Below are 22,539 nucleotides of genomic sequence, written 5' to 3'. Positions count from 1 at the left end.
CCCAATTCAGCCCAAGGCCTGTTATCCATGCCCAAATCTGTTGAACGTATGCCGCCGATGCCGCGAATTCAGGCACTTGACCCCAAACGGTCCGAGCAGAGCTGGGAAAGTGCCCCGCAGTTGCTGGCGGCCCTCAACGGCGCACGGTTGGGCGCCTGGTATTGGGACATCGAGCGGGGGCAAATCAGTTGGTCCCGGGGCACTCAAGCGCTATTCGGCTTCGATCCCCGCCAGCCGTTGCCAGAAGACCTGGAGTACCTCGACCTGCTGCCTCAGGAGGATCGGGCGAAAGCCATCCGCGCCTTCAATGCGGTGATCGCCGGCGCCCCGCTGGAACAGGCCATGCACCACCGCATCCGCTGGCCCGACGGCAGCCTGCACTGGCTGGAAATCAACGGCAGCCTGCTGCCGGACAAAAACGGCCGGCCGCGAATGATTGGGGTCATTCGTGAAATCACCCATCAGCGCCAGCGCGAACAGGCGCTGAGCAGCTCGGAAAAACGCTTCGCCACGCTGTTTCACCTGTGCCCTAACATGGTCCTGCTGACCCGTCAGGAAGACGGCCTGATCAGCGAAGCCAATCAGTATTTCGAAAGCCTGTTCGGCTGGCCGGTGCAAGACGCCATCGGCCGAACCACGCTGGAACTGGGCCTGTGGGTCAACCCGGAGCAACGGGTGCAACTGGTCAAGGCCACCAAGGCCAAAGGCGAGCTGATCAACATGGAGGTGCAATTTCGCGCCAGCAATGGGCAGGTTCACGACGGCATCCTCAGTGCGCAAAAGGTCGAACTCGAAGGCCAGCCTTATCTGCTGAGCACGTTCCTCGACACCACCGAACGCAAAATTGCCGAGCACGCCCTCAAAGACAGCCAGGAACGCCTCGACCTGGCCCTGGATTCGGCGCAACTCGGCACTTGGGACTGGCACATTCCCAGCGGCATGCTTTACGGCTCGGCGCGGGCCGCCCAGCTGCATGGGCTGGACCCCAAACCCTTCCATGAATCCTTCGACGCGTTTTTCGAAGGCGTGCCCGGCGAAGAACGCGACACCATGCGTGACGCCTACCGCAGCTTGCGCGAAGGCCCGGCCGGCAATTATCAGGTGACATACCGTGTGCAGCTGCCGGATGGCACTTCGCGCTATCTGGAAAGCCGCGCCAGACTCTACCGCGATGACAGCGGTAACCCGCTGCGCATGGCCGGCACATTGCTGGACATCACCGATCAAGTGGAGCGCGAACAGCAACTGATAGCGTCGGAAGAGAAATTCGCCACGTTGTTCCAAGTCAGCCCGGACCCGATCTGCGTCACGCGCCAGGACACCGGCCATTTCATCGAGATCAACTCCAGCTTCACCCAGACGTTCGGCTGGAGCACCGCCGACGTGATTGGCCGCAGCGCCGACGAAATCGGCCTGTGGGACGCCTCGGCAAAAAGCCTGCAAAGGATCGAGCGGGTCATCCGCGAACAGGGCCTGAACAATGTGGCGATCATCGTTCAACACAAGGACGGGCAATCCCTGACCTGCGTGATATCGAGCCGGCAGATCAGCGTCGGCGACCAACCGTGCATCGTCACCACCCTGCGCGACATCACCCAGCAGCAACGTTCGGAAGCGGCGCTCAAGGCCAGCGAGGAGAAGTTCGCCAAGGCCTTCCACTCAAGCCCCGACGCCATCACCATTACCGAGCGCGACACCGGACGCTACCTGGAAGTTAACGACGGCTTCTGTCGCCTGACTGGCTACCGCGCCGATGAAGTGATCGGCCGCACGGTGTATCAAGTCGGTATCTGGGCCGAAGAGAAACAACGCTCGGCGCTGCTGGCGGAGCTGCAGATCAAGGGCCGTGTTCACCATCAGGAAATGCTCGGGCGCAACAAACGCGGCGAGTTGCTGACCGTTGAAGTCTCGGTGGAGCCGATCACCCTCAACGAAACGGCGTGCCTGCTGCTGACCGCTCGGGACGTCAGTTTGCTGAAAAACGCTGAAGCGCAGATCCGTCACCTGGCCTACCACGACCCGCTGACCAATCTGCCCAACCGCGCCCTGTTGATGGATCGCCTGAGCCAGCAGATCGCCCTGCTCAAACGCCATAACCTGCGCGGCGCGCTGATGTTCCTGGATCTCGACCACTTCAAGCACATCAACGACTCCCTCGGTCATCCGGTGGGCGATACGGTGCTGAAAATCATCACCGCGCGCCTTGAAGCCAGCGTGCGCATGGAGGACACCGTCGCGCGCCTGGGCGGTGATGAGTTTGTGGTGCTGCTCAGCGGTCTGGAAGGCTCGCGCAGCGATGTCAGCGCTCAGGTCCGGGAGTTGGCGGACACCTTGCGCGAACTGCTGTCCGAACCGATGTTCCTCGACGGACAGCGCCTGCAAGTGACGCCGAGCATCGGCATCGCGTTGATCCCCGACCACGGCTCGACCCCGACCGATCTGCTCAAACGCGCCGATATCGCCCTTTACCGCGCCAAGGACTCAGGCCGCAACACCACGCAGATGTATCACAACACCATGCAAAAGGCCGCCAGCGAGCGCCTGCGCATGGAAACCGACCTGCGCCTGGCCCTGTCTCGGGGTGAATTCAGCGTGCAATACCAACCTCAAGTGGACGCCCGCAACAATCGCATTACCGGCGCCGAAGCCTTGGTGCGCTGGCACCATCCGCAACTGGGTGCGCAATCGCCCACCGAGTTCATCAAGGTGCTGGAAGACAGCGGGCTGATTCTGGAAGTCGGCACATGGATCCTCGACGAAGCCTGCGCGGCCTTCAAACACCTGATCGCCAAGGGCCTGATCGACCCGCTCGATTTCAGCCTGTGCGTGAATATCAGCCCCCGGCAATTCCGTCAGAACGATTTCGTCGAACGCATCGAACACAGCCTCGGCAGCCATGGCCTGCCCTGCTCGCTGCTGAAACTGGAAATCACCGAAGGCATCGTCATCCAGAACCTGGACGACACCATCAGCAAAATGCGGCGCCTGAAAAAACTCGGCGTGAGCTTTGCCATGGACGATTTCGGTACCGGTTATTCCTCCCTGACCTACCTCAAGCGCCTGCCGGTAGACACCCTGAAAATCGACCAGTCGTTCATCCGCGACGCCACCACCGACCCCAACGATGCCGAAATCATTCGCGCCATCGTCGCCATGGCCCGCAGCCTGGAGCTGGAAGTCATCGCCGAAGGGGTGGAAAACCTGGAGCAACTGGCGTTTTTGCAGGGGCTGGGCTGCCATTTGTATCAGGGGTATCTGCACAGTCGGCCGCTGCCGGTGGAGGAGTTTCAGAAACTGCTCAAATAATCGGGGTCACTGTTGCATCGCACAGGAGACGTTCCGTAACAGGCGCTCCAATTGCCAGTTTTTCTCTCAACCTGTAGGGTCGCGTTTTTTGCACCGCCTCAAAGAGATCAACCATGCAGGATGCAACCCTCCCCCGCCCGGCCTTGCTGGGTATCGACCTTGGCACCACCAATAGCCTGATCGCCGTTTGGCAGGAAGGTCGAGCACAGTTGATTCCCAACGCCCTTGGCGATTTCCTCACCCCTTCAGTGGTCAGCCTCGATGAGGACGACAGCATTCTGGTTGGCAATGTGGCTCGCGCCCGTCTAACCACCCATCCGGAACGCACAGTGGCGGCGTTCAAGCGTTTTATGGGCAGCGACAAACAGTTCGATCTGGGCGGGCGGCAATTCAGCCCGGAAGAACTGTCAGCACTGGTAATCGGCTCTCTCAAACAGGATGCCGAAGCCTGGCTGGGCCATCCGGTGCATGAGGCGGTGATTTCGGTGCCGGCCTACTTCAGTGACGAGCAACGCAAACGCACGCTGTTTGCCGCCGAGCTGGCAGGCTTGACGGTGTCGCGGTTGATCAACGAGCCGACCGCCGCCGCCATGGCATACGGGCTGCACGAACAGAAGTTCGAGCGCACGCTGATTTTCGATCTGGGCGGCGGCACCTTCGACGTCACGGTACTTGAATACGCACTGCCGCTGATTGAAGTGCACGCCTCCACCGGCGACAACTTCCTCGGCGGTGAAGACTTCACTGCAGCGTTGCTACAGGCCTGCCTGAAAGACTGGCAACTCACCCCGCATCTGATCGACGGCCAGGGGTTGGCCAGCCTGGGCGATACTCTGGAGCAACTCAAATGCAAACTCAGTGAAGGCACCCAGCATCTGAACTGGAATGGCGCCGGCGTCTTGCGCGAGTGGTCGCTGGATGAGGCTGCAGCGCTGAAAATCTGGGAGCCGCTGCTGACCCGGTTGCGCGCTCCCATTGAACAAGCCCTGCGCGATGCACGGCTCAAACCCCGGGACCTCGACAGCCTGGTGCTGGTCGGAGGTGCTACGCGGATGCCAGCCGTGCAGCAGATGGTCGCCACACTGTTCGGGCGCCTGCCCTATCGCCACCTCGACCCGGACACGATTGTCGCACTGGGCGCCGCCACCCAGGCGGCGTGCAAAGCCCGCGACAGTGCAATCGAGGAGCTGATCCTGACCGACGTCTGCCCATACACTCTGGGCATCTCGACCAATCGCGGTGCAGACGTCAGCGGCGCCTTCTCACCGATCATCGAACGCAATACCGTGATCCCCACCTCTCGGGTGCAACGCTTTTACACCACCCATCCGCAGCAAAACCAAATCCGTATCGCGGTCTATCAGGGTGAACGGCCGTGGGTGCGGGACAATATTTTCATCGATGCCTTCGATGTCGCGATGACACCCAGCGACCAGACACAGGCCCTGGATGTGCGCTTCAGCTACGACATCAACGGCTTGCTTGAAGTTGACGTGACCCTGCTGGCCAGCGGCGAACGCCACAGCCACAGCATTGATCGCAGCCCCACCGGGCTCGACCCGCAATCACGGCAAAACAGCCATGAACGGCTCAGCGCCCTGAAAATCCATCCACGGGACGCGCTGCCCAATCGCACCCTGCTGGCACGACTGGAGCGAGCGTGGACGCAGAGCCTGGGTGATGAGCGCGAACAAATTGCCGGTTGGCTGGATGCCTTTACCGCCGTGCTCGGTGGCCAGCAATCGGTGGAGATTGCCAGCCATCGGTCACAACTCAATAAAGCGCTGGATCAACTGCGTCTTTAGCCGTTAAGCCGCCGCAGGGTCACCTGCAACCCCCCGGACAGCGTGTCCTCACCGGCGCTGTCCGGCGGCACACCATAGCGGTTAGGCAGCCTGTCGCCAGGAAAACCGAACAACACCAGAGGCAGAAACGGCAATACCGGCGTCAGACAGGCAATAATAAGCAGTGTGGGAATCCCGCGGCCAATGTCATGCAGCCGACGCAGAATCGCACTGAGCAACAACGCGATGCTCAGCAGCAGCATGACAATCCCCGAGACGGCGGTGCCGCTTAGCAGCGCCACGATCGGGGTGATCAGCACACACCCCAGCACTTGCCCGATAAACGCCTTGCGCCCCAATCGCGTGCCCAAGCGCCAGACCGCAACCGACGGCACCGGGCGAGTGTCGCTTTTGGCCAGGAGCAGGCGTTCGCTCCAGGACAGCAAGGCAGTCAATGCCAGACGCAGACCCACACTGTTCGCGGCTTCATCCTTGCCACGCTGCAACTGTTGCAGCACCTTGGTCCTCGGCACTCCTGCCGCACCATAACGAATCAGACTTCTCAGCGTATCGAGGACTTCATAGACCAGCAGCTTGTCGACGTCGAAATCCGTCAGCACTTTGCGCGGCGGCCAAACAGGATCCCCTTTGAGCAAACCATCACGAAACGCTTCGAACCAGTCATCTTCACAACTGATAGCAGCGATGGATTGCAACAGTGCGCGATGCTGCTCGGCGTCAAGGCTCGGATCGTGATACAGCACCCCCCAGAGCAGCATCAGCCCCAGCAAATCCTCGCCGCACGCATCAGGATCACTTTCAATGCAGGTATAGAGCTGCGCATTACCGGGCAGCGCTGCGCTGTCGAGGGCCTGTTGCACATTGAACAGCTGCTGCACGAGCAAACCATGGACCGGATCGGTACCTTGCAGCCACCCCAGCAAACCGGTGCAGTTACCTTGCTCATGCTGCAAACGCCGCAATAACGGCTGGAGCCGACTCAGGGGATGAGCCGGGTTGACCTCCAGTCGCTCCAGGCATTGCGTATCGATCAACGTCAGCCAACGCTCAGGCTGTTCGAGCAATGCCAGCAGGAATACCGTTTGAGCGTGCCATTGCCACGCTGCCTCGCCTTGCGCAATGTCCGGCAGGACTGCGCCTCGCTGCCCCAGTTGAACCAGCAGGCTCAAGCTCCGCAAGTTCGTGTCCGCTTCTGCGTCCAGCAAGTCAAATGCCTGATCGATCCGCACCAGGGCAGACTGGTCGTAAACCCGCAGCCTGCGCAGCCACAGGCGGCAAATCTTGTGCGGCTCTCCTTTTGTCAGTTCCTCGGCCAGTTGCGGCTCAACTGAACGACTGTTGAGAAAGGCCTTCATTGCCAATGGAATCGGCGCCTGATTCAACCAACAGAGTTGCTGCTCTGCCTGATACTTGAACCCGCTCAGCACCAGCCCCTCAAGGGCATCGAACGGGTGCGGCTCGTCCAGTATCTGTTGCAACAACCACACATCACCACGATGCAAGGCCCATGCATGCCGGTACAGACGCTGCAAGCGGGAATCCGCATGCTCCCCTAGCAGCAACGCCAGCAGAGGCAGTTCATCCCCCGTCATCCGCCAGTCGACAAATGCGGCTGCCAAACCTTGCAGATTGAGTTGCCCGACCCCAAGCCAGCGAGCCAGCGTTTCGGGGCGCTGCGAAGGGCTGCCATATTCTTGAGTGACATCGTCGAGGTCATGGGACCAGTCACGGAAATTTTCCAGACGGTCAAATGCCTGAATCAGCAGCGCGAGAAAGTCTGGTTGACGTTTGGCGCAAAGCTCCAGCAAGCAACTTTCAGCCTTCGGTTGACGATACTCCAGCCAGAGCCGAATCCAGCAGGGCAGCGCCTGATCCTCAAGCCCCAACAAACTGTTTTGACAAGCCAACAAATAAAGCCAATCGATATCGTCTGGCGCCTGGCTCTGTTGTTCGACACACAGCTGCAGCAGACCTGCACCACCGATACCCGCCTGAGTAAACCGCACCAGCAAACGCTTGATGAATACTTCGTCCGCCGGCAGCGGCAAGCAGGTGTGATGGCTGGCGAAGTCTTCGAATTCATGGAGCGGACGATGCTCGAAGAGGTAGTCGAGGCTGCGGGCATACCACAGGGTTTCCATCTGCACAGGCTCGGACCACCCGCTCATCAGTGTCGTGTCGAACGGGTCTGGCGTCTTGATGCGTTGCAGGAACTGTTCGACTTTATTCGCCTGCTCGAACCCCAGATCCAGCAGCTGGTGCTCCCAACCCATCCGTTGCGCCAGCAGATTCGCGCAGCGGTAAGACAGCGACCCGGCATTGGCCAATGCATGGAACAACCCCCAACCGAGGTCATCAAGAGCGTCCAGAGGCAACTGATCCAACGCTTTAACGAACGCTTGCCAGGCATCTGGATTGAAGCGCCGAGCCGGATCTTCGAGCAACGCGTAAAAATCCACCAAGGTCTGCGGAACCTCAGGGGCACCAGTACCTTCATCTTCGATTTCGTCCTCTTCATGACGAGCGAAGCGGGTGGCACTTTCATAGGCCTCACGCAGTGCCTGAAAGCCCTCAGGATCACTCTCCGGATGATGTTCCGGTAGACGCGCGCGATAGGCATTTCGAATAACTGTCTGATCTTTGGTAGGTTCTATACCCAGGCGTATCCAGCAACTCATGACCAGTCGAACTCCTCAAGGGACGCCGGGCGTGGCGGTGGGTTGAGGTCCATGTGCCAGGGCAGGTCTATCAGGAAAGAAGGGATGTCGCGCGCAAGACCACGCACTATGAAAGCGCTCCGCGAAAACTCCCCTTGCCGATCAAGCTCGTGAGCCATCTGTTCGTCACTGTTGCCCAGACAGCTCCAGAACGCATGACCGGCCAGGAAACCATTGAAATAGGAGAACCAACTGCCGTAATGGTATTGCGCTCTCACGGCGAGTCGGCCATGCAGCCAAAGACTTTCAGTTAAATCGATCCACTCATTGCGCAAGCCACAGCGCAAGAGAAACCCCATGCGCCCGAGATCCCAAGCCCTGATACCACCCGGCCCACATCCACCGAAGGTACGCCCGGCGAACTCGTGCAAGTCGCGCTCGCGGGGTGACAGCGTTTCAAGCAGTGCCTGCCATTCGCTCGGCAAGCAACGCTGCCACGACCGATATGCCCCATCGAGATGAGAGGCATGACCGTCGTCCGCCATCCCTTCGAGCATGCTTAATAACTGCGGCCGGTCGCTGATGCCCCAGCTGCATTGCAGGTCGATGAATTGCGGATCGGAGTAGAAAGCAGGCTCGTCATAATGGGCGCGAGGATTGAGGGCCACCATCGGCGCAGAAAGACCGCACAGCCAACGCTGTTGTATCTCTTCCATGAAAAAAAACTCCGGGCCGACCAGACAGGATGGGAGTCGGCAAAACTGGCGCGGATTGTAGAGAAACCGTCGCAAGGCGGCAAAGTTTGCAGTGCTGTTTTTCGCCTGGAAACAAAAAGGCCCCGACAAGTCGGGGCCTTCATTCAGCGGGTTACAGCCTGTTCAAACGAATGTATGTCTTCGAATGACTCAATGCTGCAGAGCCGGTTTTTCCGTCCCGTTGATCGGGATGCGTTTGGCTTTCGCTTCTTCCGGAATCACGCGCAGCAGGTCGATACTCAACAAACCGTTGCGCAGTTCGGCGGCCTTGATTTCAATATGGTCCGCCAGACGGAACGACAGTTTGAAGGCGCGCTGAGCGATGCCTTGGTACAGATAAGTGACGTTTTCGTCCGTGTCACGTTTGCCGCCACTGATGGTCAGCACACCTTTCTCCACTTGCAGGTCCAGGTCTTCTTCCTGGAAACCGGCGGCCGCTACGACAATGCGGTATTGGTCATCACCGTATTTTTCAACGTTGTAGGGTGGATAGGTGCTGCCTGGCTCATTGCGCAGGGCGGTTTCGAACAGGTCGTTGAAACGGTCGAAACCTACCGAGGAACGGAACAGTGGAGCCAGGGAAAATGCAGTACTCATGATTCAAATCTCCTGAACATAATCAGCAAGTTTTTTTGTCTCCGCGACCCGAATTCGGCATCGCGTAATCCTTAGATAAGGATCGCTGATTACTTTTCAAGAGATTATTTTAAGATTTTTTCAGGCCGCTTCAGACACCCGCAGACCCAGTAAACGCGAGACATTATCCAGTTCGGTCTCACGACGCAGGACGGTGAACAGCTCTACCGCTTCAGGATAATTGCGGGTCAGCATCGCCAGCCATTGCTTCAAGCGGCCCGGCGATTGACGTGGTGTCATCTGTGCCTTGGCTTGCAGCCAGAAGTCTTGAATCAGCGGCAGCAGCTCGACCCAGGTCATCTCGACAACGTCTTCACCGGCGCGGGCGGCGGCGATTTGCCGGGCCAGATCCGGGCGCGATACCAGACCACGACCGAGCATGATGTCTTCGACGCCGCTGATCTCGCGGCAACGACGCCAGTCTTCGACGCTCCAGATGTCGCCGTTGGCAAACACCGGCACCTTCACCACGTCCTGCACCCGAGGGATCCATTCCCAGTGAGCTGGCGGCTTGTAGCCATCGGTTTTGGTCCGCGCATGGACCACGATGTGCGCCGCGCCGCCTTCAGCCAGGGCGGTAGCACAAACCAACGCACCGTCCGGGCTGTCGAAACCGAGGCGCATCTTGGCGGTCACTGGAATGTGCGCGGGTACGGCACGACGGACGTGTTCGACGATTTGGTTGAGCAGTTCAGGCTCTTTGAGCAGCACCGCGCCACCACGGGATTTGTTGACGGTCTTGGCCGGGCAGCCAAAGTTCAGGTCAATAACCTCGGAACCCAACTCGCAGGCCAGTGCGGCGTTTTCCGCCAGGCACACCGGATCGGAGCCGAGCAGTTGCACCCGCAGCGGCACGCCGGAGGCGGTCCGGGCGCCGGTCAGCAGTTCCGGGCCGAACTTGTGGTAATAGGCAGGCGTGAGCAGCTGATCGTTGATCCGAATGAATTCGGTCACGCACCAATCAATACCGCCCACACGGGTCAGCACGTCCCGCAGGATGTTGTCGACCAACCCCTCCATGGGCGCCAAAGCAATTTGCATGAAAAACACACTCAACGAAAAACGTGCGGCAGTTTACTGGATTGTGCGAGGAATCTGCAGAACATCGCTGATTCCTTGTGGGAGCGGGCTTGCTCGCGAAAGCGGTCTGACATTCAGCATCTCTGTTGAATGTTAAGCCGTCTTCGCGAGCAAGCCCGTTCCCACATTAGATTTTCGCTGAATCCAACTCCTGCAACGCCGGGCCGTAGCCCTCGATGAATTCCGCCGGCATGCGCTTGGGCTTGCCGGTCGACAGTTCGATGCACACGAAAGTGGTCTGCGCCCGTAGCAACGTCGTGTTGTCGCTGGGACGCTTCAACTGGAAGTGTCGGGTCATTTTCAGGCGCTGATCCCAATCGACGATCCAGGTCGCCAACTGCAACTCATCGCCCTCATAGGCTGCTGCCAGGTAATCGATCTCGTGCCGTACCACCGCCATCGCCCGATCCAGCCGACGGTACTCGACCAGGTCCAGGCCCAGCCGTTGCGAGTGGCGCCAGGCACAGCGCTCGAGCCAGGTCACGTACACCGCGTTGTTCGCGTGGCCCAGCCCGTCGATGTCCTCGGCGCCCACTTCCAGATCAATGATAAACGGCGTTGCCCGATCCCAGCCCATGCCCCACTCCCGGTCAGATTATTTCGACCGGGGCAGTGTAACGGAAGCTCAGGCCGATTGGCGCGATTGCAGGCTGCGACCGGCCAGCAGAGAAAGAACGCCATCGATCACCCGCGGATCGGCGAGCACCCGCTGATGACCGCCCTCTTCCAGGCGCAAAAGACGGCTGTCGAACCAGGCTTCGTGGATCAACTGGGATTCCTTGACTGGAACAAAGTTGTCGTCCTCGGCATGGACGATCAGCCCCGGCATGTCGAGCTGATAGCGCGCAACATCCAGCGCAGCGGCGCGCATGCCGACGTCTTTCTCCACCTGGCGAATAAACGCCGAACGCGCTTTGGGCGGCAGGCGCACATAGCGGGCAAAACCGCGCAGCACCCCGAGAATTCGCGCCGGGGCGGCGATCGAGACCAGGGTTTCGGTGCGCAAGCCCAACTGAACGGCGAGCATGGCACTGGCGCCGCCCATGGAGTGACCGATCACCGCTTGCAGCGGCGGCAATTCAGCGGCCGCTTCGAGCATGGCCCGAGCGAACAGCACCACATTCGCCTCGCGACCAGGCGAACGACCGTGAGCCGGGCCATCCAGGGCAACCACGGTGTAACCGGCATCGACCAGCGCCGTGATCAGCGCGGCAAACTGTGTCGGCCGGCCCTCCCAGCCGTGCATCAACAACACCGCCGGCCCTTGCCCCCAACGCAGCGCCGAGAGACCGAAGCGCAAGGTGATTCGTTCGGATTTCGCCAGCAGCGGCAATTCCCAGTCACGCGGCGGTAATTCGCGCGGGGTCATGAATGCCAGGCGCATCTTGCTCGCCATCAGCTTCGGCGCGAACCAGCCCAAGGTGCCATTAACGCCACGAACCCAGCTCAACGTGTTCATCGCCCATCTCCTCAGGCTGACGCCTTTAGGTCATAGCACCGCCGATTTGGCGGCGCGCAGCAAACGATCAGACAACTCTCCTGGCCCCAGCGCCCGCGCCAGAGCCAAACCACCGACCATCAAGGCGATGTCGGCCAAGACCTTGTCGGTGTCTTCCGGGCTGGCCGCCAACTGCGCGACCATCAACTCAACATGCTCATTCAACGCCACACGAAATTCGTCGGGCAGACGGCCCAGCTCGCCGACCGACGCCGGAATCGGACACGCATGCTCGGTGGAATCACGGTGTTTACGCGACAGGTAGAACGCCGCGACCAGCGCGCGACGCTCTTCGCCGGTCAACTCGGCGTCCATGTCGGCGATCAAGCCACGACGATGGCTGAGCAGCTGCTTGAACGCTTCCAGCATCAATGCGTCCTTGCTTTCGAAGTGCGCGTAGAAGCCACCGACCGTCAGGCCAGCCGCGCCCATCACTTCGCCCACGCTCGGCTCGGCCGGGCCGCGCTGGATCAGCGCTGCACTGGCAGCCTTGAGGATGCGTTCGCGGGTTTGAGCTTTTTTATCGTTCATCGTTGCCTCCGAATATTACGACTAGAATATTATTCTCATAATAATTTTTCGCAAGTCGTGGATGTGACCGCTGGTCTGAAGAACAGGTGAGAGGGAAAAGGAGAGTTGGCCAAACGCCAGACAAACAAAAGGGCCATTCAATAATTGAATGACCCTTAAAAATCCCGCAGAGCGGGTAATCGTGGCGTCCCCTAGGGGACTCGAACCCCTGTTACCGCCGTGAAAGGGCGGTGTCCTAGGCCACTAGACGAAGGGGACACAAACCCTTCTATACAACTGATCAGTGCTGAGAGCTGATCGATTCAAGGCCGGTGTGGCCAGACCTTGAACTGTAAAATTGGTGGAGCTAGACGGGATCGAACCGTCGACCTCTTGCATGCCATGCAAGCGCTCTCCCAGCTGAGCTATAGCCCCGGATTTTTCGCCTCGCGGCGGAGCGACATCTTGCAACATCGCTTCTGTAAAACTGGCGTCCCCTAGGGGACTCGAACCCCTGTTACCGCCGTGAAAGGGCGGTGTCCTAGGCCACTAGACGAAGGGGACGCAAACCCTTCTATACAACTGATCAACGCTGAGTGTTGATCGCTTCAAGGCCGGTGTGGCCAGACCTTGAAGTGTAAATTGGTGGAGCTAGACGGGATCGAACCGTCGACCTCTTGCATGCCATGCAAGCGCTCTCCCAGCTGAGCTATAGCCCCTCATCGCTGAGGACGGGGCGAATCTTAATGGCGCATCGGAAGGCTGTCAAACTTATTTTTAACAATTTCCAAAATTTTTTGCCCACATAACAATCACTTACCGCCCTCCCCCCGTAAATTCGGGGGAAGTGCCGAAGATCAGGATCAAAAGATCGCAGGCTTCGGCAGCTACTACAGAGTCAAACGCTGTCAGGCAATCGCGCCCAGAAGCTTTTCCCACTCCTTGTTTTCTTTCTTCGACACGCCGCCCAGCAGGTCGATAGCCTGGCGCAGACGGAAACGGGTCAGGTCCGGACCGAGGATTTCCATCGCATCGAGTACCGACACCGAGCTGGCCTGCCCAGTGATGGCGGCAAACATCAGCGGCATGGCATCACGCAGCTTCAACTCGAGGGACTCGACCACCGCCTGGATGGTTGCAGTAATGCTGTCTTTCTCCCACTGACGCAGGCTCTCCAGCTTCCACAAAATCAACTGCATCAACTGACGAACCTGATCACCCGAGAGTTTCTTGGATTCGAACAACTTGGCGTCCGGGTTCACGCCACCGGCGAAGAAGAAGCCGGCCAGCGGTGCAACCTGGCTGAAGGTTTCAACCCGGCCCTGCACGTGCGGTGCGATCTTCATCATGTATTCAGGGTTCAGCGCCCACTTTTGCAGACGAGCGGCGAACTCTTCCACCGGCAAGTCACGCAGCCACTGGCCGTTGAGCCACGACAGCTTCTCGATGTCGAAAATCGGACCACCCAGTGAGACACGGCTCAGGTCGAAGTTGTCGACCATTTCCTGCAGCGAGAACTTCTCACGCTCGTCCGGCATCGACCAGCCCATGCGACCCAGGTAGTTGAGCATCGCTTCCGGCATGAAGCCCATGCGCTCGTAGAACGTTACCGAGGTCGGGTTCTTGCGCTTGGACAGCTTGCTCTTGTCCGGGTTACGCAGCAGCGGCATGTAGCACAGCTGCGGTTGTTCCCAGCCGAAGTATTCGTACAAGAGGATCAGCTTCGGTGCCGATGGCAGCCACTCTTCACCGCGCAAGACATGGGTGATGCCCATCAAGTGGTCATCGACCACGTTGGCCAGGAAGTACGTCGGCAGGCCGTCGGTCTTCATCAGCACTTGCATGTCCATGCGGTCCCACGGGATCTCGACGTCGCCACGCAGCATGTCAGGCACCACGCACACGCCTTCGGTCGGCACTTTCATGCGGATGACGTGTGGCTCGCCAGCGGCCAGGCGGCGCGCGACTTCATCCGCAGAGAGCAACAGCGCACGGCCGTCGTAACGCGGGGTTTCTCCACGCGCCATTTGCTCGGCGCGCATCTGGTCCAATTCTTCGGCTGTGCAGAAGCACGGGAAGGCATGACCCATGTCGACCAGTTGCTGGCAGTACTTCTGATAGATGTCGCCGCGCTCGCTCTGACGATAAGGACCGTGCGGGCCGCCGACGTCCGGGCCTTCGCTCCAGTCGATACCCAACCAGCGCAGGGCGTCGTAAATCTGCTGTTCGGACTCGCGGGTCGAACGCAGTTGGTCGGTATCTTCGATCCGCAGGATGAACTCACCGCCATGCTGCTTGGCAAAGCAGTAGTTGAACAAAGCGATGTAAGCGGTACCTACGTGGGGGTCCCCGGTAGGCGATGGCGCGATGCGAGTGCGGACGGTGGTCATGGCATGTCTCGAAAAGAATAAAAGCGAAGATCAAACAAGAGGCGAATGGTAACAGGCGATAGCGGCCCGGCTCTAGTCAGCAGGGCATATAAGCCAATATTGCCTTGGGGGATCTACCAGGAGGTTGCAGGCAGGGCTGAAGGCTTGGGAAGCGCGCAATGGATATTTGTAGTGTTCCGGCGGGCCTCATCGCGGCATAGGTATCTACACATCTCCCGATCCTGGTCTATAAAGGGACGGCATGGATATCAAATGACCGGGCTAGATGCCCGACTGACAAAACGATACGACGAGTTAGTCATGGGACACAGTAATGGACTACCGGCGCTGGCCGCCGGGATGAAAGCCTTGCCGCGAAGCGACAAGGCTTTTGCACAGACGCAAGCCCTTTGGCGATTTTTGAGCAATGACCGGGTTCGGCCCGTTGACCTGGTTAAACCGCTGCTGGCGCGGCCCACGAGGGTTGTCGGGATGACTGTGATGATTACGCGCTGGTCATGCACGATTGGTCTCGGCTCAATTACATGCACCACCACAGCAAGGCTGATCGCCTGCAAATGACCCACCGGGGCGACATCGGTTACGAGCTGCAAAGCAGCCTGCTAGTCACCGACCGTGACGGTGCACCGATCTGTACTCCCGCTCAAAATCTGGCGACCAAGGACGGCGTGCTCAGCACGCGAGCCGAAGAAGTGCTGGTCCCTGAGAAGCATCTGCATGAACTGACACAACGTATCACTTGGCTGGAACAGCAGAATTTTGCCAAGCCGCTTGTCCATATCGTGGATCGAGAGGCTGATTCGGTCGCACCTGAGGCAATGGCAGGCCGAGGGTCGGCAATGGCTGGTGCGAGTCAAGGCCGGTTCCACGGCCAGTCATGCAGGTCAATCGAGGGCCCTGAGTCAAATTGCTCGCGAGATGACCTACCGCAAAACTCGCAAGGTGGACTACAAAGGAAAACCGGCCATTCAATGGGTGGGAGAAACCGCCGTCGTGCTGACTCGCCAAGCCCAGCCTTTCACCAAAGACAGGGCCGACCGCAAGACGCTGCGCAAGTCTGGTGAGCCGTTGCCGGCCCGGCTCGTCGTGAGCCGAATACTGGGAGCCGATGGTCACCTGCTGGCCGAATGGTATTTGCTGAGCAACCTTGAGCAAGAGGTCGCAGATGAACGATTGGCGCTCTGGTATTACTGGCGCTGGCGTATCGAGTCCTACTTCAAACTGCTTAAAGGGGGTGGGCATCAGCTGGAAAACTGGCAGCAAGAGAGCGGTGAAGCGGTGTTCAAACGGCTGTTGATCGCCAGTCAGGCATGTGCTGTCAGTTGGCGTCTGATGCGGGCTAAGGGGGAGTTCGCTGAGCAAACACGGGATTTTTTGGTCCGTCTGTCTGGTCGACAGATGAAGCGCTCGCAGCCGGTGACGGCTTCCGCGCTGCTGGCCGGTTTATACATGCTTTTGGCCATGTGCGAGACATTGGAACAATACACGCCCCAGGAACTGGCGGGTTTTGCTAAAGAGGCCATCGGCTGGGTGGCCAGCCGAAGACTTTAGAGATGTGTAAATACCTATGCTCATCGCGGGCAAGCCCGCTCCCACAAGAATTGAGGGTATTCACACAATAGGTGACCACCTACAAACCCTGTGGGAGCGGGCTTGCCCGCGATGAGGCCCGCCCATTCATTGCATATCTCAAACCGCGATCAACCGCTCCCGCAACTTGCCGATCTCGTCGCGCAACTGCGCCGCGGCTTCGAACTCCAGATCGCGGGCAAGCTGGTACATTTTCTCTTCCAGCTGACGAATGCGTTTGCTGATCTCGCTCGGCGAGCGCAGTTCCGCCTCGTACTTGGCACTTTCCTCGGCGGCCTTGGCCATGCCTTTGCGCTTCTTGCTGCGCGAACCCGGTACGACCGCGCCTTCCATGATGTCGGCGACGTCTTTGAACACCCCCTTCGGCGTGATGCCATTGGCCAGGTTGAAGGCGATCTGCTTGTCGCGACGACGCTCGGTTTCGCCAATCGCCCGTTCCATGGAACCGGTGATGCGATCCGCATACAAAATCGCCCGACCATTGAGGTTGCGCGCCGCCCGGCCGATGGTCTGGATCAGCGAGCGCTCGGAACGCAGGAAACCTTCCTTGTCCGCGTCAAGAATCGCCACCAGCGAGACTTCCGGCATGTCCAGGCCCTCACGCAGCAGGTTGATCCCCACCAGCACATCGAAGACACCGAGACGCAAGTCCCGGATAATTTCGACCCGCTCCACGGTGTCGATGTCCGAATGCAAATAACGCACGCGCACGCCATGGTCGGCCAGGTAATCGGTCAAGTCTTCGGACATGCGCTTGGTCAGCGTGGTGACCAGTACTCGCTCTTCCAGGGCCACGCGCTTGGTGATTTCCGAAAGCAAGTCATCGACCTGAGTCAACGCCGGACGGATTTCGATTTGCGGGTCCACCAGACCGGTTGGGCGCACCAATTGCTCGACCACTCGGCCGGCGTGTTCCGCCTCGTAATTGCCCGGCGTGGCCGAGACAAAAATCGTTTGGGGACTGATGCTTTCGAACTCGTCGAAACGCATCGGCCGGTTATCCAGGGCCGAGGGCAAACGGAAACCGTACTCCACCAGCGTTTCTTTCCGGGAACGGTCACCCTTATACATGGCGCCGACTTGCGGCACGCTGACGTGGGATTCGTCGATCACCAACAAGGCGTCCGCCGGCAGGTAGTCGAACAAAGTGGGCGGCGCCTGGCCGGACTCACGGCCCGACAGGTAGCGCGAGTAGTTTTCGATGCCGTTGCAGTAGCCCAGCTCGAGGATCATCTCCAGGTCGAAACGGGTGCGTTGCTCAAGTCGCTGAGCTTCCACCAGTTTGTTGTTAGAGCGCAGGTATTCCAGGCGCTCCTGCAATTCGACCTTGATCCCTTCGGTAGCTTCGAGCAGGGTTTCGCGCGGCGTCACGTAATGGCTCTTCGGATAGAAGGTGAAACGCGGCAGTTTGCGGATGACCTCACCGGTCAGCGGGTCGAAGGCGGACAGGCTCTCCACTTCGTCATCGAACAGCTCGATGCGGATCGCTTCAAAATCGGATTCCGCCGGGTGGATATCAATCACATCGCCGCGCACCCGGAAGGTTGCCCGGGCGAAGTCCATGTCGTTGCGGGTGTATTGCAGGTCGGCCAGGCGACGCAGCAGCGCGCGCTGGTCGAGCTTGTCGCCGCGATCGACGTGCAACACCATCTTCAAATAGGTTTCCGGACTGCCCAGACCGTAGATGCACGACACCGTGGTGACGATGATCGCGTCCTTGCGCTCCAGCAGCGCCTTGGTCGCAGACAGCCGCATCTGCTCGATGTGGTCGTTGATCGAGGCATCCTTCTCGATAAAGGTGTCGGACGACGGCACATAGGCTTCGGGCTGGTAATAGTCGTAATAGGACACGAAGTATTCAACGGCGTTGTTCGGGAAGAACGCCTTGAATTCGCCATACAGCTGCGCGGCCAGAGTCTTGTTGGGCGCCAGCACCAGCGTCGGGCGCTGTATCTGGGCGATCACGTTGGCGATGCTGAAGGTCTTGCCCGAGCCGGTCACACCGAGCAACGTCTGGTGCGCCAGCCCGGCCTCAATGCCCTCGACCATCAGGCGGATGGCTTCCGGCTGATCGCCGGCGGGCTCGAAGCGAGTGACTAGCTGGAATTCAGACATAAATACCTCTGGGTTCGCATCTGCACGGCTGACCGGGCACGAACGAGAAAGACCGCAAACGACCGATGTCGCCCGAGGAAAAAACTGGATTGTGCTCAATGTGGAGCCGATTGCCACCGCTTTCAAGGCAAACGTCCTACATCGGGTAGAACCTTTGACGACATCACTCGACCAACGATCGAAAAATAATTCGAAAAACTTACCGTAAAAGCCGAATCGCCTGTCGCCATCAATCGCTGATGGCCTCTATACTAGCTCCCCGTTTGTGCACCGCTCTAGTGCATTCGGCTGGAGCGCGACACGTCCCTCCACACTCCATTCAGAGCCGCCGCAATAATGAGCCTGTTCTCCGCTGTCGAAATGGCACCACGCGATCCAATCCTGGGCCTCAACGAAGCATTTAATGCCGATACCCGTACCAACAAGGTCAACCTGGGGGTCGGTGTTTACTGCGACGAGCAGGGGCGAATTCCACTCCTGCGCGCCGTTGTCGAAGCCGAGACGATTCGCGCCGCTCAACACGTTTCCCGCGGTTACTTGCCGATCGACGGCATCGCCGCTTACGACCAGGCGGTGCAGAAACTGCTGTTCGGCAACGATTCGCCGCTGATCGCCGCTGGCCGGGTCATCACCACCCAAGCCGTCGGCGGTACCGGCGCACTGAAAATCGGTGCCGACTTCCTCAAGCAACTGCTGCCGAACGCTGTCGTTGCCATCAGCGACCCAAGCTGGGAAAACCACCGCGCGCTGTTCGAAACCGCCGGTTTCCCGGTGCAGAACTATCGCTACTATGACGCCGCGACTCACGACGTTAACCGCGCCGGCCTGCTGGAAGACCTGAACGCTCTGCCGTCCGGCTCCATCGTTGTGCTGCACGCTTGCTGCCACAACCCGACTGGCGTGGACCTGAGCCCTGCTGACTGGAAAAACGTGCTGGAAGTGGTCAAGGCCAAAGGCCACGTGCCATTCCTCGACATGGCCTACCAGGGCTTTGGCGACGGTATCGATGAAGATGCCGCAGCCGTGCGCCTGTTCGCCGAATCGGACCTGACCTTCTTCGTTTCCAGCTCGTTCTCCAAATCCTTCTCGTTGTACGGCGAGCGCGTTGGCGCCCTGTCGATCGTCAGCGAATCGAAAGAAGAAGGCGCTCGCGTGCTGTCGCAAGTCAAACGCGTGATCCGCACCAACTACTCCAACCCGCCGACCCACGGTGCAAGCATCGTCGCCGCCGTGCTGAACAGCCCGGTACTGCGCGCCCAGTGGGAAGAGGAACTGGCAGAAATGCGCCTGCGGATTCGCGGCATGCGCACCCAGATGGTCGACCTGCTGGCGAAAAACGCTCCACAGCGCGATTTCAGCTTCGTCGGTCGCCAGCGCGGCATGTTCTCTTACTCCGGCCTGACAGTTGAGCAGGTAACCCGTCTGCGCAACGAGTTCGGCATCTACGCCCTGGACACCGGCCGCATCTGCGTTGCCGCGCTGAACCAGAGCAACATCGACGCGGTGACCAAGGCCATCGTTCAGGTGATCTGAGTCTTTGCGTGAGATGAAAACGGGAAGCCATAGGGCTTCCCGTTTTTTATTTGTCTTTGATAATTCCCAGTTCGGCGACCGGTCGCTCTAGACTGCACGCAGATCAAAAATGTGGGAGCGGGCTTGCTCCCACAGGTTATGAGTACACCCGAGAATTCTTGAGAACCCACATGAAAAACGATGACCTACGCGCCGACCGCGACGAGCTGGACCACTTCGTGCCCCGCTCCTCGACCAAACGCGGTAATAACCTGGTGCTGCAAGTGGCTGCGGGCGTGTTCCTTGGCGGCCTGGCGTTGTGGCTGGTGCAACTGAGCGCCACGATGCTGTACGCCAAGCTGATGCTCGGCACCATTACCTTCGGCGGTTAGGCCAGTTCGCTCGCGCGCTGGCTGGCCGCATCGTCATAGGCCACATACAGCGACTCGGCCACCTGGCTTTTGATTGCCTTGGTGCTTTCCAGGCCCAGAACAAAACCTTCGGCCTTGCCGCCTGCGCGGTTCAATTCGTCAGCGGTGCTGGCCTGAGTGATGGCGTCGAACAGTTTTTCGGCGTGCGGGCCAACGCCTTTGGGCAGGCTGATCTGAGCGATGCTCATGCGAACACCCCGCTGTTTTGAGGTGTGAGGGTTGGGTGATTCATGGCGCATACCTTTTCGGCTGAGGGCCGGCAGCGCGTGTCACCACTTCCGGGCGACCATGGTAGACCTCTACCGCGATTCTGGTAACCGCCAATGGCCGATAACCCCCTCTGATCCGATGAAAACATCAAACTGCCAACAGAGACTTGACTTCTCTTTTTGAATCAGTAACATAGACGCCATTCCGCGATAGCTCAGTTGGTAGAGCAAGTGACTGTTAATCACTGGGTCCCTGGTTCGAGTCCAGGTCGTGGAGCCAGACAGCAAAATCGAAAAGCCCCTGAATCGAAAGGTTCAGGGGCTTTTTTGTGCTCGCCATTAAAGTCAAAAGATCGCAGCCTGCGGCAGCTCGCCGGTCGCGTTTAATTTCGACCGTATGCGATCCGTTTCATACGCGACGAAACGGATCATGAGCTGCCGCAGGCTGCGATCTTTTGATCTACCTGCCTTTTTATCGGGTACCGCCGTCAGACATGTTCACTGCTTTTCGCATGCACCGCCCGCGGCTCGGCATGCCCATGTTCCGCCTCCACCACCGGAATCTCATTCCCGTCGCAGTCACGCAGTTTACCTTCGCTGAAGTAATCCCCTTCCCGCAATGCCGCTAGGTCCTGATAACGCAAGACGCGTTCGGTACCGGCTGCAAACACCGATTGTTGATCCGAGTTGCCGGCGGTGAGGTGGTTGAAGGTCAGGTTCAGCACGATGGCCATGATCGCCGAGGAGCTGATGCCCGAGTGGAAGATCGTCGCGAACCAGCTGGGGAAGTGGTCGTAGAAGTTCGGTGCGGCGATGGGGATCATGCCAAAACCAATGGAGGTGGCAACGATGATCAGGTTGACGTTGTTGCGGTAGTCGACCTTGGACAGCGTCCGAATGCCACTGGCCGCCACGGTGCCGAACAGCACGATGCCGGCACCGCCGAGCACGGAGGTCGGCACGGCCGCGATGACCCGGCCCATGAAGGGCAGCAATCCGAGCACCACCAGGAACACACCGCCGGTGGCCACCACGAAACGGCTCTTGATCCCGGTTACCGCCACCAGCCCGACGTTCTGGGCGAAGGCGCTTTGGGTGAAGGAGCCGAAGATCGGCGCGATCATGCTCGACAGCATGTCGGCGCGCAGGCCATTGCCCAGGCGTTTGGAATCGACTTTGGTATCGATGATTTCACCAACGGCCAGAATATCGGCGGAGGTTTCCACCAAGGTCACCATGACCACGATGCACATCGACAGGATCGCGGCGAAGTGGAACGTCGGCATGCCGAAATGGAACGGTGCCGGGAAGCCGAACATCGGGCCTTGAGTGACGGATGAGAAGTCCGCCATGCCGAGGAACACCGCAATGACTGTGCCGATGACCATGGCCAAGAGGATCGACAAACGGGAGATGGTCGCACTGCCGACCTTGCTCAGCAGCAGTACCAGCACCAGCGTCACCGCCGCCAAACCGATGTTCGCCATGCTGCCGAAGTCCGGGGCATGGCTGTTGCCGCCCATGGCCCAGCGCGCGGCCACCGGCATCAGCGTCAGGCCGATAGTGGTGATCACAATGCCGGTCACCAGCGGCGGAAAGAACTTGGTGATTCGCGAGAACACCGGCGTGATCAGCAAACCGATCAGCGACGCGGCAATCACCGCCCCGAGAATCGACTGAAAGCCGCCCTCCCCACCACTGCTGACAATCGCCACCATGGTCGCAACGCCGGAGAACGACACGCCCTGAACCAGCGGCAACTGACAACCGAAAAACGGTAAACCCAGGGTTTGCAGCAATGTCGCCAGCCCCCCTGCAAACAATGAAGCAGCAATCAACAAACCGATGTCTGCCGGCGAAAGCCCGGCAGCCTGACCGATGATCAAAGGCACCGCGACGATACCGCCATACATGGTCAGAACGTGTTGCAGTCCGTAAGCCATATTCGCGCCGATCCCGAGATTCTCATCCTCAGGCCGTTGGTGTGAAACATGGGGCGTTTTCATGGTTGGGGGGTTCCCTGGTTTTTGTTGTGCGCACACTGT

The 22,539-nt window shown here is 59.3% G+C and carries 17 protein-coding genes and 5 tRNA genes; 7 read left to right on the top strand and 15 right to left on the bottom strand.

From position 1 onward, the window contains the following. Window positions 1-27 precede the first annotated feature (27 nt). Window positions 28-3,306 carry a sensor domain-containing protein gene (locus PSH88_RS11035; RefSeq protein WP_305426224.1) on the top strand — a complete coding sequence of 1,093 codons (3,279 nt, stop codon included), beginning with the start codon at window positions 28-30 and terminating at the stop codon, window positions 3,304-3,306. A 113-nt stretch (window positions 3,307-3,419) separates the two neighbouring features. After that, window positions 3,420-5,111: a molecular chaperone HscC gene (locus tag PSH88_RS11030; RefSeq protein ID WP_305426223.1), complete on the top strand. Its 1,692-nt coding sequence runs from the start codon at window positions 3,420-3,422 to the stop codon at window positions 5,109-5,111. On the opposite strand, the gene PSH88_RS11025 is transcribed toward PSH88_RS11030, so the two are convergent. The 12 genes from PSH88_RS11025 to gltX all read right to left on the bottom strand — a co-directional run bounded on the left by PSH88_RS11025 (window position 5,108) and on the right by gltX (window position 14,637). Continuing rightward, window positions 5,108-7,789 (bottom strand): DUF805 domain-containing protein, encoded by a 2,682-nt coding sequence (locus PSH88_RS11025; RefSeq protein WP_305483534.1) that lies wholly within the window; start codon window positions 7,787-7,789, stop codon window positions 5,108-5,110. The two genes, PSH88_RS11030 and PSH88_RS11025, sit on opposite strands and share 4 nt — an antisense overlap. After that, window positions 7,786-8,484, bottom strand: a complete 699-nt coding sequence (locus PSH88_RS11020) for a DUF1266 domain-containing protein (protein WP_305426221.1) — start codon at window positions 8,482-8,484, stop codon at window positions 7,786-7,788. Before PSH88_RS11020 ends, PSH88_RS11025 begins: the two co-directional genes overlap by 4 nt. A gap of 189 nt (window positions 8,485-8,673) precedes the next feature. After that, window positions 8,674-9,120, bottom strand: coding sequence for an Hsp20 family protein (locus tag PSH88_RS11015; protein ID WP_095633298.1), 447 nt, complete (start codon window positions 9,118-9,120; stop codon window positions 8,674-8,676). Between the two features lie 120 nt (window positions 9,121-9,240). Continuing rightward, window positions 9,241-10,200: a tRNA dihydrouridine synthase gene (locus PSH88_RS11010; RefSeq protein WP_305426220.1), complete on the bottom strand. Its 960-nt coding sequence runs from the start codon at window positions 10,198-10,200 to the stop codon at window positions 9,241-9,243. A gap of 166 nt (window positions 10,201-10,366) precedes the next feature. Then, window positions 10,367-10,816, bottom strand: a complete 450-nt coding sequence (locus PSH88_RS11005) for an acyl-CoA thioesterase (RefSeq protein WP_030132386.1) — start codon at window positions 10,814-10,816, stop codon at window positions 10,367-10,369. 48 nt (window positions 10,817-10,864) lie between these two features. Beyond that, window positions 10,865-11,698, bottom strand: a complete 834-nt coding sequence (locus PSH88_RS11000) for an alpha/beta fold hydrolase (protein ID WP_305426219.1) — start codon at window positions 11,696-11,698, stop codon at window positions 10,865-10,867. Window positions 11,699-11,728: 30 nt separating this feature from the next. Next, a complete protein-coding gene (locus PSH88_RS10995) occupies window positions 11,729-12,268 on the bottom strand; it encodes a TetR/AcrR family transcriptional regulator (protein WP_038980068.1) in 540 nt (179 codons plus the stop codon). A 182-nt stretch (window positions 12,269-12,450) separates the two neighbouring features. Then, a tRNA-Glu gene (locus PSH88_RS10990) sits at window positions 12,451-12,526 on the bottom strand. Window positions 12,527-12,606: 80 nt separating this feature from the next. Beyond that, window positions 12,607-12,682 (bottom strand) — tRNA-Ala (locus PSH88_RS10985). Window positions 12,683-12,735: 53 nt separating this feature from the next. Beyond that, a tRNA-Glu gene (locus PSH88_RS10980) sits at window positions 12,736-12,811 on the bottom strand. Window positions 12,812-12,890: 79 nt separating this feature from the next. Next, window positions 12,891-12,966 (bottom strand) — tRNA-Ala (locus PSH88_RS10975). Window positions 12,967-13,155: 189 nt separating this feature from the next. Further along, the gene (gene gltX, locus PSH88_RS10970; RefSeq protein ID WP_305426218.1) at window positions 13,156-14,637 is read right to left on the bottom strand and encodes a glutamate--tRNA ligase; all 1,482 of its coding nucleotides are present in this window, start codon (window positions 14,635-14,637) and stop codon (window positions 13,156-13,158) included. Between the two features lie 252 nt (window positions 14,638-14,889). On the opposite strand from gltX, the gene PSH88_RS10965 reads away from it, so the two are divergent. Continuing rightward, window positions 14,890-15,198, top strand: coding sequence for a hypothetical protein (locus PSH88_RS10965; protein ID WP_305483533.1), 309 nt, complete (start codon window positions 14,890-14,892; stop codon window positions 15,196-15,198). Window positions 15,199-15,483: 285 nt separating this feature from the next. Beyond that, on the top strand, window positions 15,484-16,188 hold the full coding sequence (locus PSH88_RS10960; RefSeq protein ID WP_348529766.1) for a flagellar biosynthesis protein FlhF: 705 nt from the start codon (window positions 15,484-15,486) through the stop codon (window positions 16,186-16,188). 138 nt (window positions 16,189-16,326) lie between these two features. Here the strand turns inward: PSH88_RS10960 and uvrB are convergent, their stop codons facing one another. Beyond that, window positions 16,327-18,342: an excinuclease ABC subunit UvrB gene (uvrB, locus tag PSH88_RS10955; RefSeq protein ID WP_008007189.1), complete on the bottom strand. Its 2,016-nt coding sequence runs from the start codon at window positions 18,340-18,342 to the stop codon at window positions 16,327-16,329. Between the two features lie 336 nt (window positions 18,343-18,678). On the opposite strand from uvrB, the gene PSH88_RS10950 reads away from it, so the two are divergent. Beyond that, window positions 18,679-19,875, top strand: coding sequence for an amino acid aminotransferase (locus PSH88_RS10950; RefSeq protein ID WP_305426215.1), 1,197 nt, complete (start codon window positions 18,679-18,681; stop codon window positions 19,873-19,875). 170 nt (window positions 19,876-20,045) lie between these two features. Then, window positions 20,046-20,246 carry a hypothetical protein gene (locus PSH88_RS10945; RefSeq protein WP_305426214.1) on the top strand — a complete coding sequence of 67 codons (201 nt, stop codon included), beginning with the start codon at window positions 20,046-20,048 and terminating at the stop codon, window positions 20,244-20,246. Here PSH88_RS10945 and PSH88_RS10940 read toward each other — a convergent pair. Beyond that, window positions 20,243-20,473 carry a hypothetical protein gene (locus PSH88_RS10940; protein ID WP_019649343.1) on the bottom strand — a complete coding sequence of 77 codons (231 nt, stop codon included), beginning with the start codon at window positions 20,471-20,473 and terminating at the stop codon, window positions 20,243-20,245. The two genes, PSH88_RS10945 and PSH88_RS10940, sit on opposite strands and share 4 nt — an antisense overlap. Before the next feature lie 225 nt (window positions 20,474-20,698). Here PSH88_RS10940 and PSH88_RS10935 point away from each other — a divergent pair. Beyond that, window positions 20,699-20,774 (top strand) — tRNA-Asn (locus PSH88_RS10935). A 208-nt stretch (window positions 20,775-20,982) separates the two neighbouring features. Here the strand turns inward: PSH88_RS10935 and PSH88_RS10930 are convergent. After that, the gene (locus PSH88_RS10930; RefSeq protein ID WP_305426213.1) at window positions 20,983-22,500 is read right to left on the bottom strand and encodes a nucleobase:cation symporter-2 family protein; all 1,518 of its coding nucleotides are present in this window, start codon (window positions 22,498-22,500) and stop codon (window positions 20,983-20,985) included. Window positions 22,501-22,539: the final 39 nt, after the last annotated feature.

Origin of the sequence: Pseudomonas wuhanensis, assembly GCF_030687395.1 — a bacterium.
Lineage (GTDB): Bacteria > Pseudomonadota > Gammaproteobacteria > Pseudomonadales > Pseudomonadaceae > Aquipseudomonas > Aquipseudomonas wuhanensis.
The sequence above is the reverse complement of the archived record's forward strand: the minus strand, read 5'-3'. Positions and strand labels throughout refer to the sequence as shown.